This window comes from Pirellulales bacterium (assembly GCA_035939775.1).
Lineage (GTDB): Bacteria > Planctomycetota > Planctomycetia > Pirellulales > DATAWG01 > DASZFO01.
On record DASZFO010000225.1, the window covers coordinates 1 to 25,151 of the forward strand.

The window sequence follows — 25,151 nt, forward strand, 5'->3', positions numbered from 1 at the left end:
GGTAGCGGGACTGCGGAACTCGGCCTGATCGGCAACGTGCTCGCCGCGGCTCTGAAGGCAATCCTCAAAGGCAAACGCCTCGGCAAGGGATCAACGAGCCTCGGATTGGGATCGACGAGGCTCAGCTCAGGTTACGAAATCATCCGTAGATCACAACAGTAGAAACGTGCTTCTTCGCAAACTTTCCAAACGCTTCCAACTAGCGAAACGCGGCGGACACAAACCGCCGAGACTCCAAGGGCCCTGGACGAGTTTCAGCAGCGATATTACGAGGACTGGGCAACACGTCTTCCGCACATCGTCGCGTACGCTATTGAAACTTCGACCGATCAGTCACGAATGCAACAACTACTTGTTCGCGCCATGTTGATGTCGATAAACGCTGGAATCGTAAGTCCGATTCAGCGATTGCTTGCTTCAAAATGGCGAGGCGATATTCTCGAAGGGACGAAGACTTGGCGCGAGAACCTTATTGATCTTGTGCCCGTTTCTGAACCCTGGGTTGGAGCGCGGATTCGGGCGACATCTGCCGCGATTTCGAGAGTTCTTGGCCCAAGGACCAATGCGGCTGGCTCCGCCGAACCGGTTCCCACCGAGGTACCTGCCTCGACTTAGTCCGTCCTGCAAAAAACCGGACGAGTTTCGCGCATTGTTCGGTAAAAAGGAGGTTGGCTGTACGCTGAGGTCGGCGAGCGCGTGCTGGTCGAACCTCATTGAGATCTGGGCGATCTCAAAACAGCCCGATTTGGGCTTCGGCATTTGCCCGGCAGACTTGGCGTTCTTGGCCAGTTGCTTCTTCCGATTGAGTGTCCAAACAAAGCTCTTGCAGCTTGCGGGCCTCGTCGTCGGTCAACTCACGGAGCAAGAACTCATCGCCAATTCGCCATGCCAAGAGGTACGGCGCGCCGATTCCTTCCTCGCAGCAACAGCCTTCGCGGATTACGTGGGCCGGGCGGATATCCAGCACTGCACTCCACAAATCCGCGTCGACTGAAACCAATCGGCCGGCGGGAATCTCAAAATCGTCGCTCGTGGCCCATTCGTCCGACCACGGAGTGCGAGGACCTTGGGAACACGCCCGCTCGAAGGCTCGAAGCCGGCCGGCTGCCGAAAGCAGCGAATCGTCGGGCGCGTGGGTCGGGGGCGATGATAGTTGCGACTCCCCTACCTCCTCGAAGCGGTCGTCCACTTCCGACAATGCGGAAACAGTCGGCGACTCGGCGACCGTTGCGTTTCGGACCTGCCATTCAATTTCACAGCGGAGATCGTCCACCGCCGAGACGAGAACTTTGATCTCGTCAGTGATCGACTCAATCGCCGCCAGCAAATCGTCGAGGTTTGCACGCCGTTTGGCGGTCATGGCTCACCTCCGGACCTTAGCAGTTTCATAACAGCCTTCCTTTCTGCGTAGCTCGAAAACCGAGTGCAAAACCGTGATGCACACGCCACCGGTCTCGAAGGTCCGCCGCGTGCGGCGGACCTCGGAGACAGTGTGCAGTTGAGAACTACCCGAAGCAGAAAGCTTCAAAGAACTCGGATCGCCGTTCAGGCGGTCCGGTTTTAATCAACGGCTCTCACCTGCCTTCGTCGGCCTGTCATCGTCGGGGCCCGCCCCGTGAGGCCGGAGGCCCTTGGCCCCGACGAGGATGGGACGACGAAGGCGTGTGCCGCCCTCAGGCGTGTCCACACTCGCCCTCGCCGTCGCACAATCCACGCCAACACCTGCCTTTGTTGGTCCGATTCCGAGGGGTCTCGTCCGCCGCCCGGTCGTCGCGATCGAAGATCGCCTCAGCCTTGGGAGAACGCACGTGCGGCAAGAAAAGCCCGCTCCTTTCCAGCGGGCCGGGGGTGGAATCGAAAACCGTGGACAACGAACCTTCAATCTTTCCGCACTGGCGGCGCGTCGGGCACGAACTGTACGTCCTCGTCATCGAAATCGAACGTGCAGTCGCAGTTGTCGCAGCCGACGACATTCCACGGGTCGGTCCGGTCCTTCCCGACGGCCTCGTCGGGAATCTCGACCGGATCTCCGCACCGCGGGCACTGCACAAAGTACATGGTACTCCTCGTCTGCGACCGATGGTCGCGGCAAGAGACTGGAAACGAACAGTCATCCAAAGAGAGAGGTTCGGCGGTGCAAAAGCCTTTGACAAGAACCTCTCTGATCCAGCGGAGCAGCATCATCGGCTAGTAGGGCAGGTCATGCTCCTGCTGGCCGCTCGACTGCTGCCCGTTCGCCGGATGACTTTGCTGGAAGATCCAAGTGTGCGCCAGATCGGCGACCTTGATCACCATCGGCAAGTCATCGCGACCGAAGCTGTCGCTGGTCTTCCACTGCTCGCCATCACGGTAAATCCGCTGGATGGTGACGTAGTGGCGGACGCCGCTTTGGGTCTCGTTCGCCCAAATGGCGGCCTTGATGCGTCCCAGCCGCACTTCATGGACTGGTTTATTGCCGTTCGACATAGCTACGTTCTCCTTTCATCAAAAAGTTACAAACAAACAACGAAACAAACGAACCGTCACGCAGCCAATGCCAACAAGGCACTGGCCTTCTAGTCGAAGTCCAAGCGATCACCGGCGTATTTGATTTCGCCGGAGAGTCGCGTGAGGGCATCGACCAGGCTGAAGATCGTGAACCGGCCGCGTTGCCGGGCGATCTCCAGGGCTTGCTTGGCCAAGGCCCGGTTGATGCCGTGGCCGGCCAACGCTTTGAGGACCTCGTCCGCGTCTTCGCCCAGCGACTCTTTCATCGACTTGGCGACGACCTTGACGAAGGCATCCTTCCGCTCATCCCGCTTCTGCACGAGGGCTTCCACCAGCCGCCGCATCTCATCGAGCGACGCGGTAACGCTGGCCGTGTGTTTGCGGGAAAATTCCACGACTTCGACGGCATCCCACACGATGTGGTTCTGACACACCGCTTGGAGCCAGAAAGTCTGCACTCCAAACGACCGGCGTCCGACCTCCGAGTTCCAGACGAAGAAGCCGGGGGCGAACGCCTCGTCCTCGATCTCGGTCCAGCCCAAGGGGTCGATGAGGAAGCAGAAGAGATCCTGCTCCCCCGCGTACAATCCTGTCGCTCCGTTGAACGCCTTCTGCGGCGGCTCGAAGCCGACTGCTGTCTCACGAAGCATTTGAATCACATCGGCGTCATGGAGCCGCGTGTATCCGCTTCCGTGAATGGAGCGGATTAGGTCCCCTTGCGTGAAAAGCTGGAGCGGCCGATTGGACCGCGGCAGCGTTTCCGAGAAGACCTGGCAGGCCGTTTCCGGCCGGAGCCGATTCACGGTATCCTTAGCGACTCCCGCCAACCGACAGAGTTGGCCGAAGCTCCAGTCGTTCATCAGGCAGGCACCATCGGTGCCGACCGCCAGAGACAACTGGCCCGAGCTTCCGACGACAGCGTTAAAATTCGCCGGCGCCTCCCAGCGATCCTGGGATTTTTCCTTTTGCCGTTGGCAGTAGGCCGCCAACTCGTCCAACGACTCGAAGCACTCGTCCGGCGTCCGCCGGAAGAGTTCTTGATTCGCCCGCAGCAGATTCGTCATGCGATTTCTCCTTTCAAGTCGAACAGTTACGAAATTCGATCAACCTTGGGCAGCGGTCCCACGTGGAACACTGCCGAAAAACCTTGATGCACCACCGACCTCTCGGGGCGGGGCCGCATATTTCGCGTCCTCGCCGCGATCGGTCGGCAATCGTCCCTCTACCCTTGGCCCCCTGCGAAAGAGCGTCTACCAATGAGATATGGCGGCTGGTGGCGCGGCGATGCATAACAAAGCGAACACCGACGAGCCTGAGCAGCGGTCGGTCCTAAGCGGGCGATCCCACTTGGAAATCGCCGGCGTTCGCACGGTGATACGGCGATGCCTACGCAGCCAATCGAAGGATGCTACAGACCTCGTCCGGGCTGCGTCGTTCATCTCCTGAGAACGCGAGGATGTTTGGCAGCGGGCGGAACTTGGCAAAAGCTCCGCAGCGGCCGCTGAGCACGACGAGCTTACAGTGGGGCGCTTGCTTCATAACCTGCTCGATGGCAAAGCCAGCAGTTGCCGAGGAGTAGATCGGGGCGTAAGGATACTGGCGGAGCCGTTCGCCGAATGAACAGAGTTCGAGCCACGGGGGCACAGCCGTCAAGAGAACGACCCGGGGGAAATGCTTGACGGCTTTGCACAGCACGTGGAACAGGCGATCGACCGCTTCGTCGGCCAAGCCGTCGAGGTTGCTCCGGGCGAGGAATTGATCGGGACGCGAGGTCGAGCCGAGTGTGTCGCGGTCGGTGTCGTCGTGGACGGAAGGATCGTCCATGCCATAGCGGCTGTCAGCCCAGCCATCGTGGCCCACCAAAGCGAGAGATTTGCTGAGCGGGAGCGGCTCGTCGTCAGCGCCTAGGTAGTGCAGATACTGGGAGCGTGTGCAAAGTCGCTTGATGGGCTGCTGGAAATCCGCGATGGACTTGTGCGCGAATCCAGGCTCGCGAACGGTGAATAGGAGGGGGCAGGGATGTGATTCGTCCCTGAGTTGCTCAGAAGCGGCAACGAGTCGCGAGATTTCGGCGAGAGTGCCCTCGGTCAGGACAGCGTCGATGCGGTCGCGGATGGCGAGCCGGACAAAGTCTCCGTAGGGAAGTCCGGTCTGTCCGCTGTAAGCAGGCGAACTCATGTGGGCGTCGGTCAGCCAAGCGAGTCGTAGCGAAGTGTCGTTCACGGTTTCGTTCCTTAATAAACGGGAGTGTGGCGGGTAATTCGGGGCGCTCCGACACGGAGCGCCGCCAATTACCAAGTCGCAATTCCATGCCGTCGGCGAAACGACGCGGATGCTTTCCGGCTATCGCGCTGAACGTGAGGGACAATTCGACGCGAGCACCGAGGGCCGATTTCGCCGCACCGATACCGGTGCGGCGATCGACGCAAAGGGGTTGATCAACCGGGCAATGATTCGGCCTAGCCGCACGGCGCTGACGGCGATTTTCCGTCTTGATCCGGGGGAGCGAAGCCCGCGTTTTTGGCATTTCGGCCGACGAGATCGACCAGCCAGGCACATAGTCGGGGGTCTGCGGCGGCGCTCGCTGTTCGCGGCGGCATCTCGTCAAAGGTCCGCCCGTTCAAAAGCCTCCCGGTCTTGGACTTCTGCACGCCTCCCCACTGTTTGAAGAAGAACGGAATGCCGGCGGCTTGGCATTGCTCTTGAATCCTCACGACCCATGACTCGTCCATCGGGCGGGCGCCGGCGCCGCTTTCGCCGCCGACGATGACCCAGTGAATGCCCGTGAGGTCGAGATCGCCCAAGTCCTCGAGGAGCGGCTCGATCGAGAGAAATCGTACCGCAGCAGGCGCATCGCGGAGGGCGTCGATTCTGGGGAGGCCGTACTTGCGGTCCTCGACGCTGACTCCCCACCAGATATGGTCTGCGGCAGCGACGTCCTCCGGCTGCGTACGCAGAAAGTCGCGCAGGCGTTCGGCCCGTTTGGTCAGCACCTGATAGGTGTGCCAGTCGGCCCACTGCATGACTCGGACGACTAGTTCCACATAGGTGTCGGGGACTCCCGCTTGAAATAGATCGCTCATCGAGTTGACGAAGATGGTCTTGGGCTTGCGCCATTTCAGCGGCTCTGCGAGCTTCTCGGGCACGAGGCGCAGATCAAAGCCCTGCTCGTAGGGATGCCCTTTGACGCCGCGGAACCGTTCGGCGAACGTTGCGGCATAACAGTGCGTGCAGCCGGGGCTGATCTTCTTACAGCCGCGGACGGGATTCCAAGTAGCTTCGGTCCATTCGATTTTGGAATTGGCGCTCATGGTGGCTCCTAACAGGTGGATTGGAATTCGGAAACGCGATGACCACCGGTTCGTGACCGCGACTCTTGTGCGGGATCCGGACGGACCGCTGCACAAAAGATCTGTCGCAATCCCGGGCGGCCAGCGAAATCGACCCCCCGACGCGGCGACAGAATCAGTGGGCTGCGAAAGGGATTACGGACACTGGTTGGACGATTTGCTGGTCGCCCAACCAGCGCGTGGGTGAGGTCAGTCCTCGGCGCCTGCGAGGAGGCGGCCGGGATCGGCGACGCGACGAGTGCCATACGAGCCTCGGCGAGTCAATTTGGAAGTCGAAGGACGATCCGCACGCCGGGAGGCATCGTTTGGGCCTGGCCGGTGAGTGCCTCGACGTTGGGCAATGGAACGTGGCACGCCGTGCGTTGAACGTGGCCGCAGAGGACCGTCAAGTTACACTCGGGCTTCTCCTGCATTTCAGCCTCGACGAGTTCGCCAGCTAACGGGGAGGCTAGCAGTGGGACATCAGGATAATTGCTGGACACGTCGTCGATATCGGAGAGGGCTGGCCAGAGCGGCAATTGGGTCAGCAACAGGACAATTGGGAATTGCCGCGCTGCTTGGGAAAGCATGAAAATCAGTTCGACGGATGCTTTGACAGCGGCACTATCTGGCCGCTGGGACAGTCTGTGGCAGTCAGCGCAGCGAGTCGGGATGCGAGCGTCTCGTTTGAGGTTTTCCAGTTCGGGGGGCCATCGCTCAAAACTTGCTTCCGACCATCCGTCGTAGCCGACCAGGGCGACCGATTCCGTGAGCGCAATTGGCTGATCGCAGGCACCGACGTGCGTGATCGTGGGAGTGTCCGTGAGGTATTCCTTGAGTTCGCTGCGGATTTGATGGATCGAGTTGCAACGCGTGTGGTTGCCTACCGTGAAGTACAGCGGACAGCCGCCCACGTCGTATTGCAGTTGCTTCAAGAACTGAACCAGCTCGGACGCTTCGGCGAAATCCGTGTTTAGCAAAACTGATTTGGGCTTTGTTCGCCGAGTATTCTCAACGGCCTTTTGATAGTCCACTCCCTCACAGTTTTCGGTCCCAAAGGAATTGCGATGGATGTCGGTGATCCACGTTACGCGGTGACGTCGCTTTGACACGATCGGGCTCCTATTAAGAAAGAAGTGCGGGTTATTTGCGGCTGATGCTCATACAGAGCACGGCCCAATAACCTTGTCGCAATTCCGATCCGTCGGCGCAATTGAGAACGAACGGAACAAATGTTCGAAGGGGCTGCGAAGCGCGTCGGAATCGGGAAACCGCCCGGCCGCGGCTGCAAGGCAACGCGCAAGTCGTTTGATGGGAGCGCTTGGGGGTCCCGAAGGCTTCAGAGTCGTCTGGGTTATCCCAGCATGGGCTGCGGCGATTTGTCGGTGGTCGTCACGTACGTTTGGCCGTCTAAGGCCGAATCCCAAAAGGCGTTCGAGCGATTGACGTCGAGTGCGTCCGACCGACGATGCAGAGCGCAACGCGGGTTATCGGGAAAGCGACGCGCGCGTCGCATTCGGTCAACGCCACTAGCTGGACGCTGAGTTGCGGAGAGGAAGCCGGCTCAATCAGAATCTTGAGATCTGCGAAGTTGAAGAAGCTTCTCTGGCTTCGGCAAGACGCCGGCGTTCGGTCGAGCGGATCGGGACTGGCTGAAAGCCGTCTCGTTGTTTCCGTGACTAGGTCTCGAAGCGGCAACCACAGCCTCGGTGTGGGGAGGCGGTCGGTCGAAGCGGCGAAGCGAAGCGGCAGCGATAGTTTCGTCGTCGGGCACAGAATTCGGGACAACGTGGGCGTGTCGAACCGGCGCGCGAGCGCGGAGAGAAGTTACCTCGGTCGATCAAAGCGCCGCCGTTTCGCGGCGTCGGTCGATCCGACCGCCGCACTTTCGACCCGCACGGCTGAACGGGGCAACCATCGCCGCCCACCCAGCGATCTCACAGGCGACCGGGTCCCTCGAATCGTGACTTCGCGGCGTCGGCGGATATATTCTTGCGGCGACTGTGCGGGCTGATTTGTGGCAGTTGGCCAAGCGAGCGGCTAGACTCAATGCACGTCCATCGCGGCTTCAGTTGTGGTGGTGCAGATGAACGAAGTCACGCGCATCCTTTTCGCCGTTGAGCAAGGCGATCCCCAGGCCGCCGAGCAACTCTTGCCGCTCGTTTACGACGAATTGCGCAGGCTAGCCGCCCAGCGGCTGGCCCAGGAAAAACCTGGGCAGACACTCCAGGCGACGGCGCTGGTCCACGATGCCTATCTGCGATTGGTCGATGGCGACGTCGCCCAGCACTGGAATAGTCGCGGGCACTTCTTTGCTGCCGCGGCTGAAGCGATGCGGCGCATCCTCGTGGAAAATGCCCGACGCAAGCAACGAGGACGGCACGGCGGACAGTTGCAACGCGTCGACTTCGACAGCCAGCTTCAGGTGCCTAGCGAGGCCGACGACAACCTTCTCGCACTCGATGACGCAATCCAACGGCTGGCGGCGGAAGAGCCTCAGGTCGCAGAAGTGGTGAAACTGCGTTATTTCGCCGGGCTGACGATTGAGGAAACCTCGCTGGCGCTGAACATTTCCGTGCGATCGGTCAACCGCCATTGGGCGTACGCCCGGGCCTGGCTGTACCAGCAATTGAATTAGGTCGCCGCGAGTTTTTCGAATTGGTTGTGGCACAGTTTGGCCACGAGCGTCGCACTGTATATTAGCGTCTCTTTTATCGGTCAGGATCGCCGTCATGTCCGCTGAATCGCTCAACGTCCGATCGATATTTGGCCGTGCCCTGGATATTCCATCGGAGGCAGAAAGGACGGCCTACCTCGACGAAGTGTGTGCGGCGGCGCCAGAGATTCGTCACAAGGTCGACGCCTTGCTGAACGCATACGCAAGTGCCGGGAGCTTTCTGGAGAGCCCCCTCATTGCGGCGCCGTCGCCCGAAGTTACGAGCGATTTTCCGCTTCACGAAGGTCCCAGCAGCCAAATTGGTCCCTACAAGCTCTTGCAAAAGTTGGGCGAAGGGGGCATGGGCACGGTCTACATGGCCGAGCAAGAGCATCCCGTCCGCCGTCGAGTGGCGCTAAAGATCATTCAGGCGGGCATGAATTCGGCCAAGGTGGTGGCACGTTTCGATCAGGAACGTCAAGCGCTGACGATGATGGACCACCCCAACATCGCCCGGGCCCTCGATGCCGGCGCCACCGAAACCGGCCGGCCGTACTTCGTCATGGAGTTGGTCAAGGGTATCCCCATCACCCGCTATTGCGACCACGAACATCTGACGCCGGCCGAGCGACTGGAGCTATTCATCCCTGTCTGCCAAGCCATCCAGCATGCCCACCAGAAAGGGATCATCCATCGCGACATCAAGCCCTCCAACGTGCTCATCGCGCTGTACGACGGCCGGCCGGTTCCCAAGGTGATCGACTTCGGCGTGGCCAAGGCGACCGGCCAGACGCTCACCGAGCGGACCATGTTCACCGAGGTCGGAAGTATCGTCGGGACGCTGGAATACATGGCCCCTGAACAGGCAGAGCTGAACAATCTGGACATCGACACGCGGGCCGACATCTATTCGCTCGGCGTGCTGCTCTACGAATTGCTGACCGGCTCGCCTCCCTTCACCAGCCAGCAGTTGCGCAGCGCAGCATTCGCGGAGATGCTGCGGCTGATCCGCGAGGTCGAGCCGCCGCGCCCGAGCACGCGTCTGTCCAGCTCCGAGGAGTTGGCGAGCATTGCCGCACTGCGCAGATTGGAGCCGCAACGATTGACGAAGCTGGTGCAATACGATCTGGATTGGATCGTGATGAAGGCGCTGGAGAAGGACCGCGGCCGGCGCTACGAGACTGCCAACGCCTTGGCCGACGACATCACAAGATATCTCCACGATGAGCCGGTGCAGGCCGGTCCGCCGCGGGCTGGCTATCGGCTGCGGAAGTTCTTGCGGCGGAACAAGCGTCCAGTGTTGGCGGCGGCGCTCGTGTTGCTCTCACTGGTTGGTGGCATCATGGGCACAACCTGGGGCTTGGTCCGGGCGAGCCAGGCCCTTGACGCCGAGGCCGAGCAAAGGCACGCGGCCGACAAACTCGCGCAGGAGAAAGCGGCACTGGCCGAAGTCGAGCGTCAATCGCGGGACCGCGCCGATCGGCAAAGTGAATTGGCTCTCAAGACCTTAAACTCGGTCGTATTCGAAATCGCGTCCAAATTGGAAGGCGTGCCAGGGGCTCATGAGGTTCGGCGCAGTCTACTGAGCACGGCCATCGAAGGCCTGAAGCAGGTCGCTCGCACCTTGGAAGTTGCCCCGAATGCGGATCACGCCTTGGTATGGAGTCATATCCAATTGGGAGACGTATTCTTGCTGGCCGGCGGTCCCAAGAGCGGCGGCACCGAGGAAGCGCGCAAGCAGTTCCAAATCGCCCGCGACGTGGCCGAGAAACTGGCGCACGACAATCCGAAGAACGTCCACGCCCAACGCGACCTCGGTGCTGCGTACCAATCGCTGGGGGACTTGAGCCTGCAATTAGGCAACCTGCCGGCTGCTCGCGAGGCTTTCGACAAGTATTTCAGCATCGAACAGAAATTGGCGCACGACAATCCGCAGGACGCTTACGTCCAACGCAATCTGGCCGTTTCATACAGCAAGCTGGGTGAATTGAATCTCGAATTGGGCAACACGGTCGCCGCCCGCGACGATTTCCAGAAGTGTTTGGAAATCGACCGAAAGCTGGCGCACGACGATCCGCAAAGCGCTCTGGCCCAGCGCGACCTATCGATTGAGTACGGCAATCTAGGGAATGTCGACCTGGAATTGGGCAACGCGGCCGCTGCCCGCGACGTCCTCCAGCAAAGCTTGGAAATCTGTCAGAAGCTGGCACACGACGATCCGCAAAGCGCCCAGGCCCAACGCGACCTGGCCCTGGCGCACGAAAGGCTGGGGTATGCGAACCTGCGACTGGGCAATGCGGCGGCTGCCCGTAATGAATATCAGATTCATCTGGAAATCTGTCAGAAGCTGGCACATGACGATTCACTGAGTGCCGAGGCCCAGCGCGATTTGTCCCGTTCGCACATAAACCTGGGAGATGTCAACCAACAACTGGGCGACATGTCGGCCGCACGCGACGCCTTCCAGAAAGGCTTGGAAATCCGTCAAAAGCTGGCGGGCGACGATCCGCAGAACGCCGTCGACCGACGCAATCTTGCTCAATCGTACCGCAGGCTGGCGGGCGTAAACAAGGAATTGGGCAATGGGACGGCAGCACGCGAAGAGTACCAGAAGTCTATCGAAATCGAACTGAAGCTGGCGCGCGACGATCCCCAAAACGCCCTAGTCCGAGCCGACTTGACGGCTTCGTACCTAAATCTTGGGGATCTGAACTTGAAACTGGGCGATGCGGCGACGGCCCGTGACGACTACCAGAAGTTTTTCGAAATCAGCCAGAAGCTGGCGCGCGACGATCCACGAGACGCCCATGCCCAGCACGAGTTGTCCGTTTCGCACGAAAAGTTCGGAGACGTCGAGCTGCACTTGGGCAATACGACGGCCGCGCGTGACGACTACCAGATAAGTTTGGAAATCTTTCAAAAGCTGGCACACGACGATCCACAGAGCACCCAGGCCCAAACGGACTTGTCCTGGAGTCTTGGACACCTTGGCGATTTTGAAATCGCGAACGAGAATTTTTCGGCGGCGACGCGCTGTTACGCTCAGGGCGTTGCGATCCTCGAGAAGCTGGATCAGGACGGGAAGATCGCCAATCAACGCACGTACCAAGCATGGCTCGCCGCGCAGCGGAAGGCGTTTGGGTCGTCCCAAGCAGCCGAGCGGGCGATCGACAATCTGGATTTTGCTCTGGGGCGACCGAAGAAAGAAATCCCAGACTTGCTGGGCATTCGGAGCCGCGCGCTGGCCCGTCAGGGTAAGCACGCCGAAGCTGCGGCGACGGCGGAAAAGCTGGCGGCGCTCAGGCCGGTCAGCGGCGAGAATCTGCTCCAGGCAGCCCAAGGATACGCGCTTTGCGCCGGGGGATTGAAACCGGCCGACTCGAAGGGCCAGCTTTCAGCCGACGAACAGGCACTGCAAGAGCGCTATGCGGCGCGAGCGGTCGAGTTGCTCAAGCAATCAAATGCCGCCGGCCATTTCAAGCACTCGGAACAGCGCGCGAAGCTAGACTTGGACCACAATCTGGACGCGCTCCGCTCCCGCGACGACTTCAAGAACCTGCTGGCGGAGATTCCCGCGGCGCCGGACGAGAAACTCCCACCGCCAAGGGTCACGAAATGGGCGTATCCCGCCGACGAGCACGGCGTGCCAGGCTCCTACGAGATGGGAGATTCCGAGTGGGTCGAAATGAAGAATGGGAAGATCGCTGCACGCTTCAAGATGACTGGGTCCACCGCGAACTATGTCGAACTCTACGACGCGGGCCGAAAGTTATGGGTCCGGCTGAGTCAGACCAATGAATCCTTCTCGACAGACCATAAGCAATGGCATTTTCTCTTCAAGGGCAAGCCAGTCCACGATGATGTACCCACGACCGGATCCAGCCCATCGTCGCCGCCGGCGACCGATCGACCGAAATCCGACCAACAATCACAACGCTCGGCCTCGAAGGCCGAATGAGACGAGGTGACTTACCGAGTGGACGGCGCCATTTGCGATAGTCAAAACTGCAGTGCCGGCGTCTTGTCTCGGAGGGGTTGATGCGGGTTGGACTTTCACAACCGTTCACGATTTCAAGAGGTGTGGGATGAATCGTCAAGCCATTGGGGGACGCAGTAATGCGGCTCTCAGCGTGTTGCTGGTGGCGGCAATAGTGGCGGCGTCACTCGGTCGCCGGGCCTTGGCCGTGACATACAACTGGAATGCCGGCGATGGCAACTGGAGCGTGCCCGGCAATTGGTCGCCCGCAGGCGTGCCGGCCGGCGGCGACACGGCTAACGTCCTCAATACCGACGGTGTCAGCCGCACAATCACCTACGACTACACCGGCCCCGGCCTCACGCTCGCCTTTCTCTCGGTCGATTTGACCGGGGGGATGCCGACCGACACGGAAACCTTCTCGATGGCGGCCAATAACCTGACGTCGGCCTTTGAATACGTCGGCTGGTCGGCCGGCAACGGCAGCGGCACGTTCAATCAATCCGGCGGCGTCAACAAGATCAACGGCACGGCCCTCTATCTGGGCCTGAATCCGACCGATAATGGCTATTACAACCTCAGCGGAACCGGATCGCTCCTCGCCTCGGGCAACACCGGCGAGGTCGTCGGTTATAGCGGCACCGGAACGTTTACGCAGAATGGAGGCACAAATTCGTTCACGAGCACGAATGGCCAACTTTACCTGGGGTTCAACGCCAGCTCATCGGGCACGTATGTCATGAACAGCGGCATCCTCTCGATGAATACGACTACTGGAGAAGAAATTATCGGATGGGGGAGCAACTCCACGGCCATCTTTACCCAGTCCGGGGGAACGAACAGCACCTCGCTGGTGATTGTCAGCCAGGGGAGTGGTTCGTCTGGCACCTATAACTTGCACGGAGGCACTCTTACAGCCGGCCTTGAACTCGTCGGCAGCCACGGCACCGGCACGTTCAACCAGGACGGCGGCGCCAATAATCCGTCGCAGCTCAGTGTCGGAAGCGAGGCCTTTACAAGTGCCGGTGCCTACAACCTCAGTGGGGGCACGCTGAATTGCGGGGCACTCTTTGTCGGTTATTATAGCGGTCCTGGGACCTTCACGCAAACCGGTGGCGTCGTCAATGTGTTAGGTTCGCTTGGGATCGGTCCAGCACCCGGGGCTTACAATCTCAGCGGCGGAATTGTGAATATCGCCGGAGGCCTGTACCTGATCGGCAATCCCGCGCTCTTCAATTGGACGGCCGGCACCGTTAACTTCACGACCGACGTGACGTTCGATTCGAATGGGACGGCGGGCCCCACAACCGGCAACGCCTTCGGGGCCGCATTGTCGCTCGGCGCCGGACAAACCCTGATGGTCACCGGCAACGAAACGTTGGGAGGCGTGGGACCATTCAGCTTGACGCTTGGCGCCGGCGGCGCGCACTACGTGACCGGAACGCTCACGCTCAGCCCGACCGGCACGATCGAACAGGATGCCGGCAGCACGCTCTACGCGGCGATGTTCACGCAGGCCGGCGGCACGGTGAATGGCACGCTGCAGAATCAGGGAGTCTTCAACTATCAAAGCGGCGCGTTCAACGGCAAACTGCGCAATCAGGGAACGGTCAGTCTCGGCCCCAACTTCACAGCCGCCAGTGGAATTGAGAACGACACGTCGATGACTGTTGCCGCAGGGCAAATCGTCACCGCCAACGGCGATGGGCTGGACAATCTTGGCTTGCTCACATTCAACGGCGGGACGGTCGCCGGCACCGGGCCGCTTGTCAACGAATTCGGCGGCACGATCCAAGGCCGCGGCACCGTCGCTTCGCCGCTCGCCAACTTTGGCACGTTGTCGGCCAGCGGTGTCATGGCTCTGAGCGGCGGTATCACGAACGATGGTCTCGTTCAGGGCAACGGAAATATCACAGGCGCGTTCGCGAACAACGCCGATGGCGCAATCAGCGTGGCTGCCGGAAACTCATTGAGCATTACCGGAGCTTGGACGAACAATGGAGTCATCGCACTTTCAGACGGCACCGCCCGCCTTGGCGGGGGCGCCATCGCCAACCACAGCGCTCTTCAGGGATTGGGAATCGTCAACAGCGCGGTTGCCAACACGGGCACAATCGAGGCCCTCGGAGGCACGCTCTCATTTGGCGGAGCGTTGACAAATCCGGCCGGCGGAATGCTCACAGCCGGTTCCGGGGCCAAGCTCCTTGTCACCGGCGGCTTGGCGACGAACGCCGGAATTGTCAATCTCACCGGCGGCACGTTCGACAACAATGGTCACCCGCTGAACAATACCGGTCAGATCAGCGGCTGGGGCATCTTCCGCACCGGCGGCACGGGACTCGACAACAACGGGAGCATCACTTTCTCCGGCGGCGTCACTACGGTAAACGGCCCGGTCACGGACGAAAATGGCAAGACGATCGTGGTGGCTTACAACCCGGCGATCTTCACAGGATTGGTGACCAACAACGGCGGCGGGACGTTCAACATCGTCAGCACGACCGCCGTCTTCGCCGGCGGCTCCAGCGGCACCTTCGGCGGCACATTTACGAACAACGCCAATTCTGCGTTCTCCGAAGGGGGCAGCGGCGCGCTCGAAGTCGATGGCGTCCCGACGCTCAATACGGCCAGTTCGCTGGCGGTAAACGATTCCAGCACCTTGCGATTCAAGGCCACCAGCGGGGTGGCCACAATCGGCGCGGGCGTCGCCGCGACAGTCAACAACGGCGCGACCTTGGAATTGGCCGGCTCCGAATCGGCACTTTCCAACGGACCGAATCGTGTGAACATCACAAACCGCAGCACTGCCCCTGCGGGCATCCTTGTCTCCGGCACGCATCAGCAAGTCGGCAACATCGACGGTAGCGGCACCACGCAGGTCGATGCCGGAAGTGATCTCGCGGCAAATCATATCGTTCAAAGCGCCCTGGCGATCGGCGGCACTTCAGGAAGCCCGGCCCTTGTGACGATCGACGCCAGCGATGCCAACGGTAATCCGCTAGATGAGCCGAGCGGATTTGCCTTGGCTGACTCGCTGACGCCCAGCGGACCGTTCGGAGCGGGCGTCATCAGTTCCGCCAACTTAAGCAGCATTGCCGCCGACAGCACCGATCTGGCTGTCCCGGCAGCAAGCAATTCCGTTGGGACCGGCAATGCCTCGCAGGTGCCCGAACCGTCCACGCTCCTGCTGGCGCTCATTGCGGTTTTGGGTGTGATTAGCACCCAGTTCGTGCGACGCCACTTCCAATGTCAAACAGTCTGATCCGCTCGGCGGCGGCCGCGACACTCTGCTCTTGGCTCGTTGGTTCGGTGCTCGACGCTGAATTCCTGTCATCAGTCCAACGCGCTCCGGTCCGCCCGACCGACGTAGTTTCGCAACCTCGGTCGATCCGACCGACGCGCTTTCGACCCGCACGGCTGGACGGGGGTGGCCATCGCCAGCCTCGGGGAAGCTGCGCGCTCTTTAGGGCTGACGCGGCGCGTAGCCGACCGGCATTGGGCATACGCCAGGGCCTGGCTTTACGCTCGGCTTCGTGAAGAGAAATACCTCCGGTGGACTCTCCATCACGCCGGCCGGGATTCTCCGAAAAATTTCAAGATTTTCGGTGCAATCTGTCTTCGAACGGGGCATTGAAAGATAGAGCGTCGTAAGGAGTTCATCCATGAACGATGTCCGTCCAGATGTAGAATCCCTTTTCTTCGAGGCGATCGACCAGAGATCGCCCGAGGAACTCCGTCGCTTTCTTGATCGAGCCCGTGCCAACGACAGCCTCGTCACGAGCAATCTCGTGAAGCTGACTGGCCAGGAGCGCGCGAGGGAACGACGGCAAACGCTGCTACCAACGAGGCGACCTTCGCGTGTCTCCGCCCAAGAGGCTACATCGGACGCTTACGACTTTTCCCCACCGTGGAGCCGGACCAACCCACGAATGGCGGTTCCATCTTGATTTCTCTCAACTTGGAGGACTGTATGAGCAGGTCGCATCGTTTCACCGTCGCGACGAGCGTCTCTGGCCGGCGACGAGTCCGGCCGGCTTGGACTAGAATTTGGCTCGCTCTTTTGTGCGCTTTCGGCGTGGCCCGTCCCGCGCTGGCCGTCAACGGCACGTGGACGAACACAACGAGCGGCGGGTTATGGTCGACGACGACGAACTGGTCCGGCGGCGTCGTGGCCAACGGGACCGACGGCATCGCCGACTTCAGCACGATCAATATCACAGCCGACGATACGGTCCACCTCGACACCGCGAGGACGATCGGCCAACTGAAATTCGGCGATACGACTCCGAGCAACAACTGGATCCTCGACAACGACGGCAATTTCTTCGACGTCCTGACACTCGCCGTCTCATCCGGCACACCGACCATCACGGTGAACAACGACACCGCCACAATCAGCGCGGTGCTGGCCGGCACGCAGGGCTTTACCAAGAGCGGCGCCGGCACGCTGCTCCTCAACGTCGGCACGTTCAACAACACGTTCACCGGCGGCGTGACCGTCAGCGCGGGCACGCTGGCGCTTGGCAACGCCGGAGAACTGGGCAGCACCTCCAACGCCGTCAGCGTAATCGCTGGGGCCACTCTCGATCTCGGTGGGCAGGCGATCGGGGCAAACGCGTTGAGCATTTCCGGAACCGGCGTGGGGGGCAACGGCGCCCTGATCAACAGCAGCGCCGCCGCAGCCAGTTATGCCGGAACGGTTACCGCCAGCGGCCCATTCACCGTCGGCGGCGCCGGGAACATCACGCTCAGCGGGACCGTCAACGGCGGCAACAAAGTGCTGACCAAGGTCGGTAACAATACGCTCACGTTGAGCGGCGCGACCGACAACACCGGTCTCGCGGTCGCGGTCAACAGCGGTACGGTCGTTCTGGCCAAGACGAGCAGTGGCTCCCCGAATCCGGATGTACATGCCATCGGCGCGCTCGGTCTCTCCGTCAACGGTGGAATCGCACAACTCGGCGGCACGGGTGGAGATCAGATCTTCGACAGCGCCAGCGTCACAGTCACCAGCGGTGCGTTCGACACCAATGGCCAAAGCGAAACCTTCTCGACGCTCAATCTCCAGGGAACCGGCATCGGAGGCGCCGGCGCGCTGGTCAACTCGGCCGCCTCCTTCTCGAGGATCACGCTCACCGGCGGAACCACTCTCATTGGTAACGCCACGATCGGCGTCGCCCAGAGCGCCGGCGACCTTCAGTTGAACAATGCCATCGGCGGGAACTTCGCGCTCACCAAGACCGGGCTCGGACAGCTAGGTCTCGGCGGAACGAACACATTCAGCGGCGGTCTCGCAGTGCAACAAGGCACTCTTTACACGTTTCAGTCGATTAACAATGCCAGTACGAACGGAGTCTTGGGCAATAATACGAGCGTGACGCTCGGTTCCAGCGGTCAGACCGCCACACTCGCACTAGGCGGCGGAACAAGCAACATGCCATTCACGCTGGCCACCGGAGGCACCGGCGCGTTCGATGTTCCCAGTACCCTTAATCTTCAATTGAGCGGTGCGATCGGCGGCGCCGGCGCCTTGCTTGTGACTGACTTTGGCACACTCACACTCAGCGGGAACAATACGTTCACCGGTGGCGTGACGATCAGTGGCGGCACGCTGCAGGTCGGCAATCCCGGCGCTCTCAATTCGAGTGCTCCTAACTCCGTTGCCTTCAGTTCCACCAGTTTCGGGACAGGGATCTTGAGCCTCAATGGCAACAGCGTCACCGTTAGCAGCCTCACGTCCAGCGCCGTTGTCGGAACGCCGGTCGTCCAAAATGCCAACGCGAATGGCGCGTTTTTGACCGTCAACAATTTGGCCGCCAACACCTTTCCCGGCATCGTACAGGACGGCCCCGGCGGCGGAAGCTTGGGGCTCACGAAGTCGGGCGTCGGGACCCTCACGCTGAGCGGCAACAACACCTTCACAGGCGGCGTGTCAATCCAGGCTGGGACTCTCGCACTCGGCAGCGCGAGTGCGCCCGGCAGTACGGCCAACAGCATCAATGTTTCCAACGGCGCAACGCTTGACCTCGCGGGACAAGCGATCGGAGCAAATTCTTTGGTACTCTCCGGCACCGGCGTGGGGGGCAACGGCGCCCTGATCAACAGTAGCGCGAACGCCGCCAGTTATGCCGGAAACATCCAATGCCCCTTCGGCAACAGCGGTTCAGCCACCATCGGCGGCATTGGCCAAATCACTCTCAGCGGAAGCGTCTCTAATCCATCCCCCCCGAATGTATTTCAGCTCACGAAGATCGGCAGCAACACTCTGATCTTGAGCGGGACGGCGGACAACTTCAACCTTGGCATGGTGGTCAACGCCGGAACAGTGATCCTCGCCAAGACGAGCAGCATTTCTCCGGCTGTCCATGCCATCGGCCAGCCCGGCTTAGTCATCAACGGCGGACTCGTTCAACTCGGCGGCACCGGTGACGAACAGATCTTTGACCTCGGCAGCGTCACTGTCAACAGTGGTGCTTTTGACACAACCGGCCAAAGTCAGACGTTCGCTAATCTGAGCCTCGCGGGCGCCGGCATCGCGGGGAATGGCGCGCTCTTGGATTCGAGCCGAGGCGACTCTCTCATCGGACTCACCGGCGGAACGACCCTGACCGCCGACACCACCATCGGCGTGCCTCTGGCAAGTGCAACTCTCACCCTCAATGGCCCGATCAGCGGCGGATTCGGGATCACCAAAGTCGGCGCTGGCAGGTTCATAACCTTCGCAAACAATACCTATACGGGCACAACGAACATCGCCGGCGGATCGTTCGCAATGGACGGCGGCTCGCTGACGGGCAATGTCTTGAATCAGGCCACTTTCGACTACAGTGGCGGCACGTTTAGTGGCCGCTTGACGAATCTCGGAACTGTGGTTCTCGGTGCGGACTTCACCGCCGGCAATGGCATGGAAAACGACGGCGTTTTCACGCTGACCACGGACCAGACGGTCACGCTCAACGGCGCCGGCCTGGATAACGAAGGGACGTTTACCATGACTGGCGGCACGCTCAACCTGATTCCGACCGGCAACAATGTCAATCGGGGCAACCTCAATCTTTCCGCCAACCTCGGACTCGGAGCCGCGACGTTCAGCAATAGTGGCACGTTCAACCTCAACGGTGGATCGATCACGGGGGCGACGGGCACTCTGATCAACGGCATCGGCGGCGTCATCTCTGGGAGCGGGATGATCCAAACCGCCTTCAGCAACAGCGGCGGGTTGCTGACCCCCGGAAGCGGCACGCTGAACGTGACTCAGGCCTTCACCAATAGCGGACTGATCGAGTTGAACTCCAACGCCGCGAACCTCGTCGGCGGGGCCATTAACAACACCGGCTCGATCCGTGGCGTCGGCACGATCGGCAACGCGATTACGAACAACGGTAGCATCGAGCCGCTCGGCGGCATCCTGTTTCTGAGCGGCCCTCTCGTCAATCCCGCCGGCGGCTTGATCCGTGCCTCCGCTACCAACGAACTCGTCGTCAATTCCGGGCTGGCGACGAACGCGGGGACCATCAACCTGACCGGGGGAACATTCGACAACAATAACCATCCGCTGAGCAATGTCGCTACGGGCGAAATCAGCGGCTGGGGAACTTTCGCCACCGGCGGTACGGGCTTGGACAACAACGGAAGTATCACGTTCAGTGGAGGACAGACCACGGTCAATGGCCCGGTGACGAATGAAGGGGGCAAGACGATCACCGTCGCACAGAATAATGCGATTTTCACAGGGCTCGTGACCAACAACGCGACCGCGACGTTTAATACGGTAAACGCGACTGCCACGTTCGCAGGCGGGTTCGTCAACAACGGGAACAGCAACTTCGTGAAGGCAGGCGGCGGCATTGTACAAGTAGACACGGCCCCGACGCTCAACAACGGCAGCACGCTTTCTGTAACGACGGGCACGATGCGGTTCAACGTCGTCTCCGGCGCGCCGTCGATTGGCACGGGCGTCACGGCCGTTGTCTCCAGCGGCGCGACGCTCGAATTGGCAGGCTCGGTTTCCGCTCTGGCCAATGGCTCGAATCGCGTGAACGTCATCAATAATAGCAACGCGCCAGGAATTCTCGTCTCCGGGACCAATCAGCAAGTCGGCAATATCGACGGCTCCGGGACGACGCAAGTCAACGCCGGCAGCGACTTGACGGCCAATCACATTGTGCAAAGCGCGCTGGTGATCGGCGGCACGTCCAAGAATCCAGGTCTCGTAACGATCGACGCCAGCGACGCCTCAGGCAATCCTCTTGGTGAGTCGAGCGGATTTGCCTTGGCCGACTCGCTAACCCCTAGCGCCCCATTCGGTGAAGGCGTCAACAATTCCGCCAACTTGACCACCACTGCCACGGACAGCCCCGCTCCGACGCCAATAACGGCCGGCGATTCCGATCTGATCGGCAACGCCTCGTCGGTCCCCGAGCCCTCCACGCTCCTGCTGGCGCTCTTTGCAGTTTTGGGCGTGGTGACCACTCGGCTCGCCCGACGCCACTTCCGATCGCAAACGGTCTGATCCGCTCAACCGCAGCCGCGACGCCCTGTTCTTGAATTGTCGGCTGGGTATTCGGCGCTGCATTCTTGTCGTCCGCCTAACTCGCGGCGGTCCGCCCGACTGACGTAGTTTCGCAACCTCGGTCGATCCGACCGATGCGCGCAACGGTACGCCTTTAAGCAATAAATTGACTCTGTCGCTGCTAGTGCTTCGGCTACGGGACGCGCAGAGCAGGCCAGAGGAGCAGAACAGAATACAGTCGCAACGCGGGCCGGACCACGACAGCGGCTGGTTATCCGACGGCCGACGGCAAAATCACTCGGCCGGCCGACCCACCTCCCAATGATGACCGAATGGATCGACGATCCGGCCCAAGATCCATCCGTGCTGCTTCGCGACGGGCACGACCTGAGTCGCGCCCGCAGCAACCGCCTGCTGACAGACCCGTCCCGGGTCCTCGACGATCAACAGCATACGGACCGAACATCCGCCGATTGACTCGGGGCTGAAGTTCTGGTACTCCTTCGATTCCTCGGCTACCCAGAACTCCGCCCCATCTACGGAGAGGCGGCCGACACCGCCGCCCGGGACGCGGTACGTCTCAGCTGCGCCGAACGCCGATTGATAAAACCGCATTGCCGCTGACCAGTCCCGCACGGAGAGGGTGGCCGTTACTCGTGCGACAAAGCCCTCGTTGGGAGTTGACGTTTCCATGTGGAGCACCAGTCGCCGGCTTCAGGGAAATAATGGAACGGCAGGAGTTGCCGCCGCCGCGTAACGAACCCGCTCAGCAGCCGGGGCCGCCCGAAAGTCAGTATACTACACAACAATGTAATGCGGACCCGGCCGACGGCGGCGCCTGATTCGGCGTGTCTTACTCGCGACCGGTGAATGACCGAGCAATTCGTGCGCAGCAAAAATGGACGGGTAGTTGACTGCAACGAATTGATTCAATCGCGAACACCTGGATCCGAGCTGCATGTTGAATCACCTACCTGAGTTGGCGACGGGATGTGAACCACCGATTGTGCGGTTGCGAACGAAGTTGTGCCAAAGCTTGTGGAACAACTTACGGACGAACTGATCAGCTTGAACACGAACTTCAAGCGGCAACTCTCGTCCCCACAATGAGAAAGCCCTTCGACGTTCTCGCCGAAGGGCTCGTTTCTGAAACAAGTCGGGGCGACTGGACACCGTTAGAACTTTTTGTCGCGGGCGTGTGGGGCTGGGAAGGGCACTTGCGTAAACAGGTGAGAAATGGAAGTCCTTTCCTGGAATGATCTTGTGGCCTCCGATGACCGCAATGTCACGCTCCAAGTGGCCTTTTTCGCCTATCCACGGTTGCCTTCTCTTACAGGAGTTGGCCGGCCACGGCTCACATCTCCGAGGTCCCTCCGATCAGAAAGATTAAGCCAATAAAAGTGCCGGATGACGAAGAAGAAGCATACATCGATCCCAGAGATTAGATCATTTCCCGTTTGAGGGCTTTGTTGCCTGCAGCACGCCCAGGAGGCCGCCCCACCACTGGTGCCAGCCCGGTCGACGGCGTGACACGTCGAGCATCCCCAGCCTTATCAACTGTCCTTGATGCCGCCTCGTCCCGCGAACGTCGACGATCATTAACCGGCCGCCAGGGCGAAGCACCCGGACAGCCTCGTCGATGGCTTTTGCCCTGGCGCTCCCAGGAATGTTGTGGATGGCCAGACTTGAAACAATCAAATCGAAACTATTGTCCTCGAAGGGCAGGGCGCTCATGTCGCCCGTGTGCAGTTCGATGCGTTCGGCCACTCCCTCGGCTACCGCGTTGCGCCTGGTTGCATCGGCAGAATTACCCGATTGGTCGAAGCCGCGCCACAAGTCCACGCCCACGGCTCGACCTGTGGTGAGACGTTGAGCAGCCATAAGAAGAACTGCGCCTCGACCGCACCCCATATCGAGAATGCGTTCGTCACCTCGAAGATTTAACTGGTCCAGCAATTCGGCCCAAACCAAAAACTTGCCGCGAAGCGTGAAGTGCAGGTAAAGCGCGGCGATCATGAAGACGAAGAACACCGCAAAAAAGAACCGGAAGCGTCCGGAAGTAACCGCCTCGTCGATGGCGAGTGCCAGCTCCAGGAAGACCAGGAAGGAGATGAAAGCAAACGCATATGGGGCGTCGATCCCGTAGGATCCGCGTCGTGGAACATACTGGGACATGTTAGGTTCTCTCGGAAACGGATAATGTTCTGCCGTCGAATGTACCACTTCTTACACCTGGCGGCGCGGGTGAATTTGGGTGGCACGCCCCTGAGGTACTCCAAAGGGCGTGCGGATCAATTCTGCCGGACACGCTCTCTTCACAAGACAAAAAAGGGGACGTTCATTCACGATGAACGTCCCCCTGTGTCGGGCCGACGGGATTTGAACTGTTCATGCTCCTCCTGGTTGCTGATCAGACCGGTAGTCGGCGCCTCGGACCGCCCGACCGACACAGTTTCGCAACCTTGGTCGATCCGACCGACGGGATTCCGACGGCTCAAGGAGCAGCCGCATCTTCTGGATCAACGCGGACTGGCAAAGGCTACGCCTAATCCGCAAACGGAATCGCGAGCGTATGCCTCGCCTCACTGTGTGCGTCTGACTCGCTGGCGATTGTCTTTACGACGACGAATGTTACATCGTCGACCGGCTTGGCGTCGCCGCGAAATCTAGCCAGTGCGTCACGGATTGCTTGCGCGATCTGTTCCGCGCTTCCCTCGCTGGCGGTTTGGATTGCATCTCGCAATCGCTGCTTGCCGAACTGTTCGCCGACGGAATTCGGCATTTCCCAAACGCCGTCGGTTCCCAACACGAAAACTTGGCCCGGGTGAAACGAACGGCAAACATGCTCCTCGTAAACGGTGTCCTCCATGATTCCCAGCGGCATCGAACTGGCGTCGGGCTCCTCGAAGCTTTTTGCCGCCGGATCAAAGATTATAACCGGGTCGTGCCCGGCGCTTACCCAGTGGTAGATTCTTTGCCGGAGATCCAAGACCCCCAAATGCATGGTCATGAACCGATTCCCTTCCAAGTCGGCGGTAATCATGCGATTCAATCTGCCCATTAGATCGGCGAGGCAGCCTGTCGAGTCGGCGCGGTCACGTAACACGCCCCGGGCCCCGGCCATTACCAACGCGGCGGCCACCCCGTGTCCCATAACATCTCCGACTGCGATCAGTAGATGGTCGGCAGTCGGCTTGTCGACCACGAGAAAATCGTAGTAGTCTCCCCCGGTCTCGTCGCAGTAGGTGCTATGGCCGGCAACGTCGAACCCGCGCACTACGGGCGGACGCCGCGGCAGCAATTGCTGTTGCACATCCATTGCCACGTCGAGGGAATGCCGCAAACGAAGTCGATCGCGCAGGTCGGCGATCATCTGATTCAGCGCAACCGACAATTGGCGGAATTCCCGGCTCCCATGAAGGTCGGCTTGGGCGTCCAAATCGCCTTTTCCAACGCGCTGCATGAAATTGATAAGCGCATGCACCGGCCCCGAAATGCGACCGGCCAGCAAAGCCGCAAGCAGTAATGCGATGACCAGCACTGCGGCGGCGGCGGCTAACATGTAATAGCGCGTGCGCCACGCCGCGGCCATGAAGTCGGATTGCGGAGCCACGACCCCGACGACCCAAGATTGCCCATCGCTGATCGGAAACACCGTGGTCGAAGCCAAATAACCAACGCCATCGTGATTGAACTCGAAGAAATGGAAGTCGCCGTCGCTGCCCTGCAAGTGGTTCGGAAGCACGTGCTGGCGAAATGCGTCGACCAACGGATCGTCGGTATCGGCCAAGGTCAGCAACCTGCCCTTGCCCTTAACTCCCTTTCCCTGGAAATTTCGCAAGTTGGGATGGGCCAGCAGAGTTTCATCCGGCATGAACAAGAACGCGCGAGAATGCTCACTGACCGACAGCCGGCCGACGAATTCCGAAAGCGCATTGAGATCGAACTCGACGCTAAACACGCCGCGCAGCCGGCCTTCGGAATTGCTTACGGGAACCACGCAGGAAATGCCCGGCACTCCCTGGGTGAAGAACATGTAGGGTGGCGTCCAAGCGAGTCTGCCCTCCTTCTTTGCCAGAAGATAGTAGGGGCGGGTGCGCGCGTCGTATCCATGATTATCGTCTTGCCGAACAACCTTCCACGTCGCATCGTGCTCGACGGCGTATTCGGTCAGGTGGGTTCGGCCATCGA

General features: G+C 60.5%; 14 protein-coding genes. 5 read left to right on the forward strand and 9 right to left on the reverse strand.

Annotated features, from left to right (window positions below; all coding sequences use genetic code 11):
* Positions 1-730: 730 nt before the first annotated feature.
* Entirely contained in the window at positions 731-1,360 is a 630-nt protein-coding gene (locus tag VGY55_14045) for a hypothetical protein (GenBank protein ID HEV2971090.1), read from the reverse strand.
* Positions 1,361-1,848: 488 nt separating this feature from the next.
* Between VGY55_14045 and VGY55_14050 the strand changes: the two genes are divergently transcribed.
* Complete coding sequence (locus VGY55_14050; GenBank protein HEV2971091.1) at positions 1,849-2,559, forward strand: hypothetical protein; 711 nt, start codon at positions 1,849-1,851, stop codon at positions 2,557-2,559.
* On the opposite strand, the gene VGY55_14055 is transcribed toward VGY55_14050, so the two are convergent.
* The 4 genes from VGY55_14055 to VGY55_14070 form a co-directional block, all read right to left on the reverse strand.
* On the reverse strand, positions 2,556-3,551 hold the full coding sequence (locus VGY55_14055; GenBank protein HEV2971092.1) for a DUF932 domain-containing protein: 996 nt from the start codon (positions 3,549-3,551) through the stop codon (positions 2,556-2,558). The genes VGY55_14050 and VGY55_14055 overlap by 4 nt on opposite strands.
* Positions 3,552-3,873: 322 nt before the next feature.
* Positions 3,874-4,710: a hypothetical protein gene (locus tag VGY55_14060; protein HEV2971093.1), complete on the reverse strand. Its 837-nt coding sequence runs from the start codon at positions 4,708-4,710 to the stop codon at positions 3,874-3,876.
* Between the two features lie 236 nt (positions 4,711-4,946).
* Positions 4,947-5,798: a phage Gp37/Gp68 family protein gene (locus tag VGY55_14065; GenBank protein HEV2971094.1), complete on the reverse strand. Its 852-nt coding sequence runs from the start codon at positions 5,796-5,798 to the stop codon at positions 4,947-4,949.
* Between the two features lie 299 nt (positions 5,799-6,097).
* Entirely contained in the window at positions 6,098-6,928 is an 831-nt protein-coding gene (locus tag VGY55_14070) for a hypothetical protein (protein HEV2971095.1), read from the reverse strand.
* Positions 6,929-7,902: 974 nt separating this feature from the next.
* Between VGY55_14070 and VGY55_14075 the strand changes: the two genes are divergently transcribed.
* The 3 genes from VGY55_14075 to VGY55_14085 all read left to right on the forward strand — a co-directional run bounded on the left by VGY55_14075 (position 7,903) and on the right by VGY55_14085 (position 15,710).
* Complete coding sequence (locus VGY55_14075) at positions 7,903-8,454, forward strand: ECF-type sigma factor (protein HEV2971096.1); 552 nt, start codon at positions 7,903-7,905, stop codon at positions 8,452-8,454.
* A 94-nt stretch (positions 8,455-8,548) separates the two neighbouring features.
* On the forward strand, positions 8,549-12,430 hold the full coding sequence (locus VGY55_14080) for a tetratricopeptide repeat protein (protein HEV2971097.1): 3,882 nt from the start codon (positions 8,549-8,551) through the stop codon (positions 12,428-12,430).
* Positions 12,431-12,557: 127 nt separating this feature from the next.
* Positions 12,558-15,710, forward strand: a complete 3,153-nt coding sequence (locus tag VGY55_14085) for a hypothetical protein (protein HEV2971098.1) — start codon at positions 12,558-12,560, stop codon at positions 15,708-15,710.
* A 394-nt stretch (positions 15,711-16,104) separates the two neighbouring features.
* On the opposite strand, the gene VGY55_14090 is transcribed toward VGY55_14085, so the two are convergent.
* Positions 16,105-16,278 (reverse strand): hypothetical protein, encoded by a 174-nt coding sequence (locus tag VGY55_14090; protein HEV2971099.1) that lies wholly within the window; start codon positions 16,276-16,278, stop codon positions 16,105-16,107.
* Between the two features lie 245 nt (positions 16,279-16,523).
* Here VGY55_14090 and VGY55_14095 point away from each other — a divergent pair, with 245 nt between their 5' ends.
* Positions 16,524-20,960, forward strand: coding sequence for an autotransporter-associated beta strand repeat-containing protein (locus VGY55_14095; GenBank protein HEV2971100.1), 4,437 nt, complete (start codon positions 16,524-16,526; stop codon positions 20,958-20,960).
* A 294-nt stretch (positions 20,961-21,254) separates the two neighbouring features.
* Here VGY55_14095 and VGY55_14100 read toward each other — a convergent pair whose 3' ends face one another.
* The 3 genes from VGY55_14100 to VGY55_14110 form a co-directional block, all read right to left on the reverse strand.
* A complete protein-coding gene (locus VGY55_14100; protein ID HEV2971101.1) occupies positions 21,255-21,653 on the reverse strand; it encodes a VOC family protein in 399 nt (132 codons plus the stop codon).
* A 753-nt stretch (positions 21,654-22,406) separates the two neighbouring features.
* Positions 22,407-23,135, reverse strand: coding sequence for a class I SAM-dependent methyltransferase (locus VGY55_14105; GenBank protein ID HEV2971102.1), 729 nt, complete (start codon positions 23,133-23,135; stop codon positions 22,407-22,409).
* A 370-nt stretch (positions 23,136-23,505) separates the two neighbouring features.
* The coding region (locus tag VGY55_14110; GenBank protein ID HEV2971103.1) for a SpoIIE family protein phosphatase at positions 23,506-25,151 on the reverse strand (1,646 nt) is incomplete at its 5' end.